Source organism: Pseudomonas sp. VE 267-6A (assembly GCF_024126555.1).
Lineage (GTDB): Bacteria > Pseudomonadota > Gammaproteobacteria > Pseudomonadales > Pseudomonadaceae > Aquipseudomonas > Aquipseudomonas palmensis.
Map to the genome: position 1 here is coordinate 20606 of NZ_JAMYBY010000003.1, position 13953 is coordinate 34558.

Genomic DNA, 13953 nt, shown 5'->3' on the forward strand with positions numbered 1-13953 from the left:
GAAGAGGCCGGAACAGCTTGCACAAAGCCCAACAAATTCAATTCGTTGGGCATTCTGGCGAAGGTCGTTTGCAGGCACCGGCCCTTCCGTTACCATCGACGCCGATTTGCGCCAATAATAAGCCCAGGCACGCAGCGTCCACAGCCAACGAGGCCCGCATGTACATCTATCGCTTGGTCCTGCTTCTGGTAGTGGGGATCTACCTGTTCTCCCCGGCCATCATGGACTGGTGGATCGAACCCACCGGCGCCTGGTATCGCCCCTACCTGCTGTGGCTGATCCTGATCGTCGTGACCTTTATCCTGCAGAGCCAACGTGATGCCGATGAGCTTTAGCCTGACCCAGATGATCCTGATCAGCGCCGCCTACCTGCTGGTGCTGTTCGGCGTGGCCTGGATCAGCGAGCGCGGCATGATCCCGCGCTCGATCATTCGCCACCCACTGACCTACACCCTGTCGCTGGGCGTGTACGCCAGCGCATGGGCCTTCTACGGTACAGTCGGCCTGGCCTACCAGTACGGCTACGGTTTCCTGGCCTGCTACCTGGGAGTGTCCGGTGCATTCCTGCTCGCCCCGGTGCTGCTCTATCCGATCCTGAAGATCACCCGCACCTACCAGCTCTCGTCGCTGGCCGACCTCATCGCGTTCCGCTTTCGCAGTACCTGGGCCGGCGCCCTCACCACGATCTTCATGCTGATCGGCGTGCTGCCGCTGCTGGCCCTGCAGATCCAGGCCGTGGCCGACTCCATCAGCATCCTCACCGGCGAGCCGGTCAAGAGTCGCGTGGCCCTGGCCTTCTGCGCCATGATCACGCTGTTCACCATCTTCTTTGGCTCACGCCATATTGCCACCCGCGAGAAACACGAGGGGCTGGTGTTCGCCATCGCCTTCGAGTCGGTGGTCAAGCTGCTGGCGTTGGGCGGCATCGGCCTGTATGCGCTGTACGGGGTGTTCGGCGGCCCGCACGAGCTGGAGGTGTGGCTGCTGCAGAACCAGACCGCCCTCGCCGCGCTGCACACACCCTTGCAGGAAGGCCCGTGGCGCACCCTGCTGCTGGTGTTCTTCGCCTCGGCCATCGTGATGCCGCACATGTACCACATGGCCTTTACCGAGAACCTCAACCCGCGCTCGCTGGTCAGCGCCAGCTGGGGCCTGCCGCTGTTCCTGCTGCTGATGAGCCTGGCGGTACCGCTGATCCTGTGGGCCGGGCTCAAGCTGGGCGCCAGCACCAGCCCGGAATACTTCACCCTGGGCCTGGGCATCGCCGCCAACAATCAGGCTCTGGCGCTACTGGCCTACATCGGCGGGCTATCTGCCGCCAGCGGACTGATCATCGTCACCACCCTGGCGCTGTCGGGCATGGCGCTGAACCACCTGGTGCTGCCGCTGTACCAGCCGCCGGCCGAAGGCAACATCTATCGCTGGCTGAAATGGACGCGCCGCGCGCTGATCGTGGCGATCATCGCCGCCGGTTTCGGCTTCTATCTGCTGCTCGGCGCCCAGCAGGACCTGGCCAACCTGGGCATCGTCGCCTTCGTTGCCACCCTGCAGTTCCTGCCCGGCGTGCTGTCGGTGCTGTACTGGCCCACCGCCAACCGGCGCGGCTTCATCGCCGGCCTGCTGGCGGGGATCCTGGTGTGGATGGTGACCATGCTGCTGCCGCTGGTGGGCAACCTGCAGGGCTTCTACATTCCGCTGCTGAACATGATCTATGTGCTCGACGACACCAGCTGGCACATGGCGGCGATCGCCTCGCTGGCGGCCAACGTGCTGCTGTTCACCCTGATCTCGCTGTTCAGCAACGCCAGCGCCGAGGAAGTCGCCGCCGCCGAGGCCTGCGCCGTGGATAACGTGCGCCGTCCGCAACGGCGCGAACTGCACGCCGCCTCGCCGCAGGAATTCGCCACCCAGCTGGCCAAGCCGCTGGGCGCCAAGGCCGCGCAGAAAGAAGTCGAGCAAGCCCTGCGCGACCTGTACCTGCCCTTCGACGAACGCCGCCCGTACGCCCTGCGACGTCTGCGCGACCGCATCGAGGCCAACCTGTCGGGCCTGATGGGCCCCAGCGTGGCACAGGACATGGTCGAGACCTTCCTGCCGTACAAGTCGGGCAGCGAGAACTACGTGACCGAAGACATCCATTTCATCGAGAGCCGCCTGGAAGACTATCACTCGCGCCTCACCGGCCTGGCCGCCGAGCTCGATGCCCTGCGCCGCTACCACCGCCAGACCCTGCAGGAGCTGCCCATGGGCGTCTGCTCGCTGGCCAAGGATCAGGAGATCCTGATGTGGAACAGGGCCATGGAAGAGCTGACCGGCATCCCCGCCAAGCGTGTGGTCGGCTCGCGCCTGACCACCATCGGCGAACCCTGGCGCGGCCTGTTGCTGGGGTTCATCAACGTGCCCGACGAGCACCTGCACAAACAGCGCCTGGGCCTGGACGGGCAGACCCGCTGGCTCAACCTGCACAAGGCGGCCATCGACGAGCCCCTGGCACCGGGCAACAGCGGCCTGGTGCTGTTGGTGGAAGACCTCACCGAAACCCAGATGCTCGAAGACAAGCTGGTGCACTCCGAGCGCCTGGCCAGCATCGGCCGCCTGGCCGCCGGGGTCGCCCACGAAATCGGCAACCCGGTCACCGGCATCGCCTGCCTGGCGCAGAACCTGCGTGAAGAGCGCGAGGACGACGGCGAGATCACCGAGCTGAGCAGCCAGATCCTGGAGCAGACCAAGCGCATCTCGCGCATCGTCCAGTCGCTGATGAGCTTCGCCCACGCCGGCAGCCACCAGCACAGTGACGAACCGGTGTGCCTGGCCGAAGTGGCGCAGGATGCCATCGGTCTGCTGGCCTTGAACCGGCGCAATTTCGAAGTACAGTTCTTCAACCTGTGCGACCCAGAGCACTGGGTCGACGGCGATCCGCAGCGCCTGGCGCAGGTACTCATCAACCTGCTGTCCAACGCCCGCGATGCATCGCCGGCCGGCACGGCGGTACGGGTCAAGAGCGAAGCCAGCGAGCACACCGTCGACCTGATCGTCGAGGACGAAGGCAGCGGCATTCCGAAGAGCATCATGGACCGGCTGTTCGAACCCTTCTTCACCACCAAGGATCCGGGCGAAGGCACCGGGCTGGGGCTCGCTCTGGTCTATTCCATCGTGGAAGAGCATTATGGACAAATCACCATCGACAGCCCGGCCGATACCCAAAGCCAGCGTGGCACCCGGATCCGTGTGACCCTGCCGCGTCATGTCGTAGCGACGTCCGCTGTGAACTGAGACCGTCGAGAGAATTGAATCAATGCCGCATATTCTGATCGTCGAAGACGAAACCATCATCCGCTCGGCCTTGCGTCGCCTGCTCGAACGCAACCAGTACCAGGTCAGCGAAGCCGGCTCGGTACAGGAGGCCCAGGAACGCTTCAGCATTCCGAGCTTCGACCTGATTGTCAGCGACCTGCGCCTGCCCGGCGCACCGGGTACCGAGCTGATCAAGCTGGGCGAAGGCAAGCCGGTGCTGATCATGACCAGCTACGCCAGCCTGCGCTCGGCCGTCGACTCGATGAAGATGGGCGCAGTGGACTACATCGCCAAGCCCTTCGATCACGACGAGATGCTCCAGGCCGTCGCCCGCATCCTGCGCGACCGCCAGAACGCCCCCGCCGCCCCTGCCGAGCGCAGCAGCGCCGGCGCCAAGGCGGCCCCGGCGGACAAGCCGGGCAATGCCAATGGCGAAATCGGCATCATCGGCTCGTGCCCGCCGATGCAGGACCTGTACGGCAAGATCCGCAAGGTCGCGCCCACCGACTCCAATGTACTGATCCAGGGTGAATCGGGTACCGGCAAGGAGCTGGTGGCGCGCGCGCTGCACAACCTGTCACGCCGGGCCAAGGCGCCGATGATTTCGGTCAACTGCGCGGCGATTCCCGAAAGCCTGATCGAGTCCGAGCTGTTCGGTCACGAAAAGGGCGCGTTCACCGGCGCCAGCGCCGGCCGTGCCGGCCTGGTCGAAGCGGCCGACGGGGGCACGCTGTTTCTCGACGAGATCGGCGAACTGCCGCTCGAAGCCCAGGCCCGCCTGCTGCGCGTACTGCAGGAAGGCGAGATCCGACGGGTGGGCTCGGTGCAATCGCAAAAGGTCGATGTGCGCCTGATTGCCGCCACCCACCGCGACCTGAAGAACCTGGCCAAGGTCGGCCAGTTCCGCGAAGACCTTTACTATCGCCTGCACGTGATCGCCCTCAAGCTGCCCGCCCTGCGCGAGCGTGGCGCCGACGTCAACGAGATCGCCAATGCGTTCCTCGCCCGCCAGAGCGCACGCATCGGGCGCAACGACCTGAAGTTCGCCCATGACGCCGAACAGGCCATTCGTCATTACTCCTGGCCGGGCAACGTGCGAGAGCTGGAAAACGCTGTGGAGCGCGCGGTGATCCTGTGCGAAAGCCCGGAAATCTCTGCTGACCTGCTGGGCATCGACATCGAGCTGGCCGACCTGGAAGACGATGACGTGTTCGCCGGCCTGCCGTCTGCCGGTGGCGCCGCCAGCAACACCAGCCACGAACCGACCGAAGACCTGTCACTGGAAGACTACTTCCAGCACTTTGTACTCGAACACCAGGACCACATGACCGAGACCGAGCTGGCCCGCAAGCTCGGTGTCAGCCGCAAATGCCTGTGGGAACGTCGTCAGCGCCTGGGTATCCCGCGGCGCAAGAGCGGGGCCACCAGCGAAAGCTGAACCAGCACGCGCACCGGTGTTACCGGCAGGTAACACCAGGGCGTGTGAAAAAAATGTTACCTCACGCTGATCACGTAACAGAAACCGGGGCATACGGTAACGAATCCCCGGTTTTTTTATGCCCGCCAGACGCCGCCAAAACCGCCTAACCCCTTGTTTTACTGGGGTTTGCAAAAGTTGGCACGGCACCTGCTATATGTTCGGTACAAGAACAATAACAAGCACTGCAAAAGACAATAAAAATAAGACGAATCGGCTCACGCACAATAAGAACAAGACGGCGGAGGCGCAGCTAACTGATTCTTTTGGAGAGGAGTTGTATTTGGGGCTTGCCCCACAACCAGGCAGAGAACAACAAAAACTGCACTCAAGCAGGGCCTGAACTGGTTGGATCGCATGATCACTGCAACCTCAGCGACCAAAGCAATCCGTTTGCTCTTGACTCCCGGTTAGGGAGAACACCCACAAGCCTTGCGGTTTTGTGGGTAGGGCACTCAACAAAAACAAGAAGCCCGGCAAAAGAACAATAAGAGCATGCAACTACTTCTTGGGGAGCTTCGGCTCCCCTTGTAGTTTCCGGCTTTCAGCCCGCCCGATGCACCCGCCTACACCATCCTTCGAGTAAATGCTAGAATCCCCGCCCATCATGCGGCCATTCTTCGTTTTTGGCCGAACATTCCTTCAAACAGTGCATCCCATGCTGAAGAAGTTGTTCCAGTCATTCCGTCCTACCGTGCGTGGCCAGCACCACATTCGCACCACGCCCGAAGTGATCAATAGCGGCCAGCATTCACTGCAACGTGGCCAGTTCAGCCGCCACGCGGTGAACATCGTCGAGCGCCTGCAGAACGCAGGCTACCAGGCCTACCTGGTCGGCGGTTGCGTTCGCGATCAACTCCTGGGCATTACCCCCAAGGACTTCGACGTCGCCACCAGTGCCACCCCCGAACAGGTCCGTGCAGAGTTTCGCAACGCCCGGATCATCGGCCGGCGGTTCAAGCTGGTGCATATCCATTTCGGTCGCGAAATCATCGAAGTCGCCACCTTCCGCGCCAACCATCCCGAGGTCGAGGAAGAGAACAGCCACACCTCTTCACGCAACGAGAGCGGGCGCATCCTGCGTGACAATGTATACGGCACCCTGGAAGAAGACGCGCAGCGCCGCGACTTCACCATCAATGCCCTGTACTACGATCCGGTCAGCGAGCGCATTCTCGATTACGCCAACGGCGTGCACGATATCCGCAACCGTCTGATCCGCCTGATCGGCGACCCTGTGCAGCGCTACCAGGAAGACCCGGTACGCATGCTGCGGGCGGTGCGCTTCGCGGCCAAGCTCAACTTCGGTATCGAAAAGCACACCGTGCAGCCGATCCGCGAGCTGGCCCCGATGCTGCGCGAAATCCCTGCCGCACGCCTGTTCGAAGAAACCCTGAAGCTGTTCCTGTCCGGCTATGCGGCCGACACCTTCGAGATGCTGGTCGACCTGCAACTGTTCGACCCGCTGTTCCCGGCCAGTGCCCAGGCGCTGGAAGACCAGCCGACCTACACCCACACCCTGATCAGCCAGGCGCTGATCAACACCGACCTGCGCATCAAGCAAGGCAAGCCGGTCACCCCGGCCTTCCTGTTCGCCGCCATGCTCTGGCCGGCGCTGCCAGGGCGTGCCCTGCGCCTGCAGAGCCGTGGCATGCCGCCGATCCCGGCCTTGCAGGAAGCCGCCCACGAGCTGATCGCCGAACAGTGCCAGCGCATTGCGATCCCCAAGCGCTTCACGATGCCGATCCGCGAGATCTGGGACATGCAGGAGCGCCTGCCACGGCGCAGCGGCAAACGTGCCGACCTGCTGCTGGACAACCCGCGTTTTCGCGCCGGCTACGACTTCCTGCTGCTGCGCGAAAGCGCGGGCGAGGAAACCGACGGCCTGGGCCAATGGTGGACCGACTACCAGGACTGCAACGACAGCGAGCGCCGCGACATGATCCGTGACCTGGGCAGCCGCGACGACGGCGCCGGCGCGGGCCCGCGCAAACGCAAGCGCAGCCCGAGCAAGCGCAAGCGCGCCGACGGCGCAGGCGAGTAACGCCGCATGGTGCGTACCTACATCGGCCTGGGCAGCAACCTGGCCGACCCGCAACAGCAACTGCGCAGCGCCCTCGAGGCGCTGGGCCGGTTGCCGGGTTCGCAACTGGCCGGTGTGTCGTCGTTCTACGCCAGCGACTCGCTGTCGCCTGGCCAGCCGCGCTACACCAACGCGGTTGCGGCGCTCGATACTTCGCTGGCGCCGCTGGCGCTGCTCGATGCCCTGCAGGCCATCGAGGCCGACCAGGGCCGCGAACGCAAGGAACGCTGGGGGCCTCGCACCCTGGACCTGGATATCCTGCTGTATGCCGATCAGGTGCTCGACGAGCCGCGCCTGAAGGTTCCCCACTACCACATGCACGCACGCCCGTTCGTGCTGTACCCCCTGGCAGAGCTGGTGCCCGGCGACTTCTGCCTGCCCGACCAGCGCCCCCTCGCGCAATGGCTGGCAGAATGCCCGTTCGTTGGCCTCGAGCGCCTGTAACCGGGCGCTCCCCCACGCGGTAACGCCCGTAACAGCGCCTTCGTAACAATGCGGTAACAGGGTAATTGACTTCAGTCTTCGTGCTCACGACTATAGGCGTCCCGCAGCGCCCCGGCGCCGCATAAGGCGTATATAGGCCTGGAACAGGGTTGTACTCCAAACACCACAATCGATGATGTGCTGTTCCAGTAGATGAATACACGCGTTGTACGCAGTCGTTTTTCACAGCGCCTGAACGAGGATTCCTTTCATGCCAGAAGTAACCCTGACCACCCTGCAAGGCCTCAAGGCCAAGGGCGAGAAAATAACCATGCTGACCTGCTATGACGCGACCTTTGCCAAGGTGGCGAGTCAGGCCGGCGTGGAAATATTGCTGGTGGGTGACTCCCTGGGCATGGTCCTGCAGGGCCATGACAGCACCTTGCCGGTGACCAACGCCGAAATGGCCTACCACACCGCCTGCGTCAAGCGCGGCAACCAGGGTGCGCTGATTCTGGCCGACCTGCCCTTCATGGCCTGCGCCACCACCGAGCAGGCCTTCGCCAATGCCGGCGCACTGATGCAGGCCGGCGCGCACATGGTCAAGGTCGAGGGCGCCGCCTGGCTGGCCGAGACCATTCGCCTGCTGGCCGAACGCGGCGTGCCGGTGTGTGCGCACATGGGCCTCACGCCACAGACCGTGAACATCCTGGGCGGCTACAAGGTCCAGGGCCGCCAGGAGAACCAGGCACGGCAGATGCGCGCCGACGCCATCGCCCTGGAGCAGGCCGGCGCAGCCATGCTGCTGCTCGAATGTGTGCCCAGCGAGCTGGCGGCGGAAATCACCCAGGCCGTGACCATTCCGGTCATCGGTATCGGTGCAGGCAGCGCCACCGATGGCCAGGTACTGGTGATGCACGACATGCTCGGCCTGTCGCTCAGCGGCCGCGTGCCCAAGTTCGTGAAGAACTTCATGCTCGGCCAGCCCGACATTGCCGGTGCTTTCGGTGCCTACGTGCAAGCCGTCAAGGGCGTGACCTTCCCCGGCACCGAACATGGGTTCAGCGCATGAATACCGTCAAGACCATCCTTGAACTGCGCGCTGCGGTCGCCCGCGCACGCAGCGAGGGCAAGCGCATCGGCTTCGTGCCCACCATGGGCAACCTGCACAGCGGGCATGCCGCGCTGGTGACCAAGGCCGCGCAGCGGGCCGATTTCGTGGTGGCGAGCATCTTCGTCAACCCGCTGCAGTTCGGCGCCAACGAAGACCTCGACAAGTACCCGCGCACCCTCGCCGCCGACCAGGAAAAACTCCTGCAGGCCGGCTGCCACCTGCTGTTCACCCCCAACGTCGAAGAAATGTACCCCGACGGCATGGCGTCCCAGACCCTGGTCAGCGTGCCGCACCTGTCCGAAGGGCTGTGTGGCGCCAGCCGCCCTGGGCACTTCGAGGGTGTTGCCACGGTGGTCAGCAAGCTGTTCAACATGGTCCAGCCCGACCTGGCCGTGTTCGGCCAGAAGGACTTCCAGCAACTGGCGGTGATCCGCGCGCTGGTGCGCGACCTCAACCTGCCCATCCAGATCATCGGCGAGCCGACCGTGCGCGCCGAGGACGGCCTGGCCCTGTCGTCGCGCAACGGTTACCTGACCGACGCACAACGTGCCACTGCGCCCACGATCTACCGCACCCTGAGCCGGATCGCCCAGGCAATCGGCCAGGGCCGCCGTGACTTCGAGGTGCTGATCGCCGAAGGTCGGCAACAACTGGTGGAGGCCGGCTTCAAGCCCGACTACCTGGAAATCCGTCAGGCGCTGAACCTGCGCCCGGCAGCGGCGCACGACCGCGACCTGGTGATTCTGGTGGCAGCGGTACTGGGCGCCACGCGCCTGATCGACAACCTGCACCTGAACCTCGACGAACAGTGACAACGCACCCGGCCGGGCTGCCGGGCAATTAACCTGCCACACTGGAAACGGGCCCGTCTTTCCAGTGTCAAAGGCAGTTCACGTACCAAGGAAACCTGCAGCGATGGCGTACTACCGCACCCCCCACGATGTCACTACGCTGCCCGCCTGGCAGGCGCTCCAGCAACACCGCAGCGCCATGCAGGGCTTCAGCATGCGCGATGCGTTCAACGCCAACCCGCAGCGCTTCGAGCAGTTCAGCCTGAGCAGCTGCGGGCTGTTTCTGGACTATTCGAAAAACCTCATCGACCACCAGACCCGCGAACTGCTGGTGGGGCTGGCCAACGAAGTGGGCCTGCAGGACGCGATCAAATCGCTGTTCGCCGGCGAAATCGTCAACGCCTCCGAAGGCCGCCCGGCCCTGCATACCGCGCTGCGGCGCCCGGTGGGCGACAAACTGAGCGTCAATGGCGTGAACATCATGCCCGACGTGCACAAGGTGCTGAATCAGGTCACCGAGCTGGTGGGGCGCATCCACGACGGCCTGTGGCGCGGCTACAGCGAAAAGCCGATCACCGACGTGGTCAACATCGGCATCGGCGGCTCGTTCCTCGGCCCGGAGCTGGTCTCCGAGGCCCTGCTGCCCTACGCCCAGCGCGGCGTGCGCTGCCACTACCTGGCCAATATCGACGGCAGCGAATTCCACGAGCTGTCGGCCAAGCTGCGTGCCGAGACCACGCTGTTCATCGTGTCGTCCAAATCCTTCAATACCCTGGAAACCCTGAAGAACGCCCAGGCGGCTCGGGTCTGGTACCTGGCCCAGGGTGGTTCGGAAGCCGAGCTGTACAAGCACTTCATCGCCGTATCGAGCAACAAGGCCGCTGCGGTGGCCTTCGGTATCCGTGAAGAGAACATCTTCCCGATGTGGGACTGGGTAGGCGGACGCTATTCGCTGTGGTCGGCCATCGGCCTGCCGATCGCCCTGGCCATCGGCACCGCCAACTTCAAGGAGCTGCTGTCGGGTGCCCACACCATGGACCAGCACTTCCAGACCGCACCGTTCGAGCAGAACATGCCGGTGCTGCTGGCCTTGCTGGGCGTGTGGTATGGCAACTTCTGGGGCGCCCAGAGCCACGCGATCCTGCCGTACGACCATTACCTGCGCAACATCACCAAGCACCTGCAGCAACTGGACATGGAGTCCAACGGCAAGAGCGTGCGCCAGGACGGCACCCCGGTCGACCACGACACCGGGCCGGTGATCTGGGGCGGCGTGGGCTGCAACGGCCAGCATGCCTATCACCAGTTGCTGCACCAGGGCACCCAGCTGATCCCGGCCGACTTCATCGTGCCGGTGGTGAGCTTCAACCCGGTGGCCGACCACCACCAGTGGCTGTACGCCAACTGCCTGTCCCAGAGCCAGGCGTTGATGCTCGGCAAGACCCGCGCCGAGGCCGAGGCCGAGCTGCGCGACAAGGGCATGGCCGAAGCCGAGGTACAGCGCCTGGCGCCGCACAAGGTGATCCCGGGCAACCGTCCGAGCAACACCCTGGTGGTGGAGCGTATCAGCCCGCGGCGCCTGGGCGCGCTGGTGGCGATGTACGAGCACAAGGTGTTCGTGCAGAGCGTGGTGTGGGGCATCAATGCCTTCGACCAGTGGGGTGTGGAGCTGGGCAAGGAACTGGGTAAGGGCGTGTACCAGCGCCTGACCGGCGGTATCGAAGAGCCGGCCGAAGATGCCTCGACCCAGGGCCTGATCAACTACTTCCGCGGGCGTCACCGGGGCTAAGGGCTACACTGTCGGGATGTTGTTATCCCCATCGCGGGCCAAGCCCGCTCCCACAGGTACGATGTACACCTCGTGGGAGCGGGCTTGGCCCGCGATGGGAGCGACACCTATCCAACAGGAAAGGGCCCCCCAATGTTCGATATCAGCGACTACCCCGAAGCCGATGCCGTCAGCAAGGCGGCACAACTCTCCCAGGCCGACTACCAGCGCCTGTATCGCCAGTCCGTAGACGATCCCGACACCTTCTGGGCCGAACAAGCCAGGCGCCTGGACTGGATCAGCCCCTGGTCGGCTGTTCAGCAGAGCGATCTGCGCACGGGCCAGGCAACCTGGTTCAAGGATGCCAAGCTCAACGTCAGCTACAACTGCCTGGACCGCCACCTGGCTCAGCGCGGCGACCAGCCGGCGATCATCTGGGAAGGCGACGACCCGCAGCAGTCCACCACCCTCACCTACCGCCAGGTTCATCAGCAGGTGTGCCGCCTGGCCAACGTGCTCAAGCAGCGCGGGGTGAAAAAGGGCGACCGGGTGTGCATCTACATGCCGATGATTCCCGAAGCTGCCTTCGCCATGCTGGCCTGTACCCGCATCGGCGCGATTCACTCGGTGGTGTTCGGCGGCTTTTCCCCCGACGCCCTGCGCGACCGCATCCTCGACGCCGACTGCCGCACGGTGATTACCGCCGACGAAGGCGTGCGCGGCGCCAGGAGCATTGGCCTGAAGAACAACGTCGACAAGGCCCTGCAAAGCTGCCCGGACGTCAGCAGCGTGGTGGTGGTACGCCGCACCGGCGGCCCAGTGGACTGGAACGAAGGCCGCGACCTCTGGTACCACGAGGCAATCAGCCAGGTGGGCGACGACTGCCCGCCCGAGCCGATGGATGCGGAAGACCCGCTGTTCATCCTCTACACCTCCGGCAGCACCGGCAAGCCCAAGGGCGTACTGCACACCACCGCCGGCTACCTGCTACAGGCCGCCCTGACCTTCAAGGTAGTGTTCGACTACCGCGACGGCGAGGTGTTCTGGTGCACCGCCGATGTCGGCTGGGTAACCGGCCACAGCTACATCGTCTACGGCCCGCTCGCCAACGGCGCCACCACCCTGATGTTCGAAGGCGTGCCCAACTACCCCAATGCCTCGCGCTTCTGGCAGGTGGTCGACAAGCACCAGGTGAACATCTTCTATACCGCCCCCACCGCTCTGCGGGCACTGATGCGCGAAGGTTCGGCGCCGCTCGACGGTACCTCGCGCAAGAGCCTGCGCCTGCTGGGCAGCGTGGGCGAGCCGATCAACCCGGAAGCCTGGGAATGGTACTTCGAGAAGGTCGGTGAGAAGCGCTGCCCGATCGTCGACACCTGGTGGCAGACCGAGACCGGCGGCATCATGCTCAGCCCGCTGGTCAGCGCCCGCCACATCAAGCCCGGTTGTGCCACCCGTCCGCTGTTCGGCGTGCAGCCGGTGCTGCTGGACGACAAGGGCGCGCTGATCGAGGGCCCCGGCAGCGGGCTGCTGGCGATCAAGGCCAGTTGGCCGGGGCAGATCCGCAGCGTATACGGCGATCATCAGCGCATGATCGACACCTACTTCAAACCCCTGCCAGGCTACTACTTCACCGGCGACGGCGCGCGCCGCGATGCCGATGGCGACCTGTGGATAACCGGGCGCATCGACGACGTGATCAACGTGTCCGGGCACCGTATCGGCACTGCCGAGGTGGAAAGTGCCCTGGTGCTGCACGACAGCATCGCCGAAGCCGCCGTGGTCGGGTACCCTCACGACCTGAAGGGCCAGGGCATCTATGCCTTCGTCACGCCCATGAACGGCGTGACCCCGGACGACCACCTCAAGCAGGCACTGCTGGCGCTGGTGAGCAAGGAGATCGGCAGCTTTGCCAAACCCGAGCTGATCCAGTGGGCGCCAGCACTGCCCAAGACCCGCTCGGGCAAGATCATGCGCCGCATCCTGCGCAAGATCGCCTGCAACGAGCTGGACAACCTGGGCGACACCTCGACCCTGGCCGACCCGAGCGTGGTCCAAGGCCTGATCGACAAACGCCTGAACCAATGAACGGCACCGCGGCGACGGTGCCTCAAGGTATCCATGGAAGCGCTACGCCGCCGTATCGAAACACAGTTGCTGAGCCTCACGGGCCTGGCCCTGGGCCAACTCGACCTCGAACAGCCCAAGGGCGACCCCGGGCTGTTCGGTCCGCGCAGCATCAGCTGGCAGGTGCACGGGGATTTCCCCAGCATGCTCATCGGCGGTATCAGCGCCTTGCTGCTGCAGGTGCTGCACCCGCTGGCCCTGGCCGGGGTGTGGGACCATTCCAGCTTTCGCCAGGACATCATCGGCCGCCTGCGCCGCACCAGCCAGTTCATCTCCGGCACCACCTTCGGCTCCACACGCGACGCCGAATGGCTGATCGACAAGGTACGCACCATTCACCTGCAGGTGGTGGGGACCGCGGCCGATGGCCGCCCGTATGCCGCCAGTGACCCGGACCTGCTGACCTGGGTGCACGTGGCCGAAGTCAGCAGCTTCATGGCCGCGCACCTGCGCTACCGCAACCCGCACCTCTCGCTGGCCGACCAGGACGCCTACTACGCCGAGATCGCCCTGGTGGCCGAACGCCTGGGGGCTCGCAACGTGCCGCGTTCGCGCCAGGCGGTGGCGCACTACCTGCAAGCCATGCGCCCGCAACTGGCATGCGACGAGCGCAGCCGCGAAGTGGTGCGTGTGTTGCTGGAGGCCCCGGCGCCGAGCCGCCTGGCCAAACCGGTGGCCAACCTGATGATGCAGGCGGGGATCAACCTGCTGCCCGATTGGGCCGGCGAACTGCTCGAGCGCACGCCGCACCCGCTCAAGCGGCGGCTGGTAGGCCTGGGCATCGACAGCACGGCGCCGGTGCTGCGCTGGGCCATGCGCGACAGTTCGCTGCACCGGGCCAGGCGGCGAGTGGGCTGCGCCTGAACAGGTGCAAGG

The 13953-nt window shown here is 64.7% G+C and carries 10 protein-coding genes; all 10 read left to right on the top strand.

The window, feature by feature from the left end:
• Positions 1 to 158 precede the first annotated feature (158 nt).
• The 10 genes from NJH59_RS03605 to NJH59_RS03650 all read left to right on the top strand — a co-directional run bounded on the left by NJH59_RS03605 (position 159) and on the right by NJH59_RS03650 (position 13941).
• A complete protein-coding gene (locus tag NJH59_RS03605) occupies positions 159 to 335 on the top strand; it encodes a hypothetical protein (protein ID WP_003250005.1) in 177 nt (58 codons plus the stop codon).
• The gene (locus NJH59_RS03610; protein ID WP_162484883.1) at positions 319 to 3273 is read left to right on the top strand and encodes a sensor histidine kinase; all 2955 of its coding nucleotides are present in this window, start codon (positions 319 to 321) and stop codon (positions 3271 to 3273) included. The genes NJH59_RS03605 and NJH59_RS03610 overlap by 17 nt, the downstream gene beginning before the upstream one ends.
• A 22-nt stretch (positions 3274 to 3295) precedes the next feature.
• A complete protein-coding gene (locus NJH59_RS03615; RefSeq protein WP_043863805.1) occupies positions 3296 to 4732 on the top strand; it encodes a sigma-54 dependent transcriptional regulator in 1437 nt (478 codons plus the stop codon).
• 697 nt (positions 4733 to 5429) lie between these two features.
• Positions 5430 to 6815 carry a polynucleotide adenylyltransferase PcnB gene (locus NJH59_RS03620; protein WP_043863806.1) on the top strand — a complete coding sequence of 462 codons (1386 nt, stop codon included), beginning with the start codon at positions 5430 to 5432 and terminating at the stop codon, positions 6813 to 6815.
• A 6-nt stretch (positions 6816 to 6821) separates the two neighbouring features.
• A complete protein-coding gene (gene folK / locus NJH59_RS03625) occupies positions 6822 to 7298 on the top strand; it encodes a 2-amino-4-hydroxy-6-hydroxymethyldihydropteridine diphosphokinase (protein WP_058540546.1) in 477 nt (158 codons plus the stop codon).
• A gap of 250 nt (positions 7299 to 7548) precedes the next feature.
• Entirely contained in the window at positions 7549 to 8349 is an 801-nt protein-coding gene (gene panB, locus NJH59_RS03630) for a 3-methyl-2-oxobutanoate hydroxymethyltransferase (protein WP_043863808.1), read from the top strand.
• Positions 8346 to 9203, top strand: a complete 858-nt coding sequence (panC, locus tag NJH59_RS03635; protein WP_123753470.1) for a pantoate--beta-alanine ligase — start codon at positions 8346 to 8348, stop codon at positions 9201 to 9203. The genes panB and panC overlap by 4 nt, the downstream gene beginning before the upstream one ends.
• 103 nt (positions 9204 to 9306) lie before the next feature.
• Entirely contained in the window at positions 9307 to 10971 is a 1665-nt protein-coding gene (pgi, locus tag NJH59_RS03640; protein WP_123753471.1) for a glucose-6-phosphate isomerase, read from the top strand.
• A 132-nt stretch (positions 10972 to 11103) separates the two neighbouring features.
• Positions 11104 to 13038, top strand: a complete 1935-nt coding sequence (gene acs, locus NJH59_RS03645) for an acetate--CoA ligase (protein ID WP_253086407.1) — start codon at positions 11104 to 11106, stop codon at positions 13036 to 13038.
• A 33-nt stretch (positions 13039 to 13071) separates the two neighbouring features.
• A complete protein-coding gene (locus NJH59_RS03650) occupies positions 13072 to 13941 on the top strand; it encodes an oxygenase MpaB family protein (RefSeq protein WP_253086408.1) in 870 nt (289 codons plus the stop codon).
• The last annotated feature ends 12 nt before the right edge of the window (positions 13942 to 13953 follow it).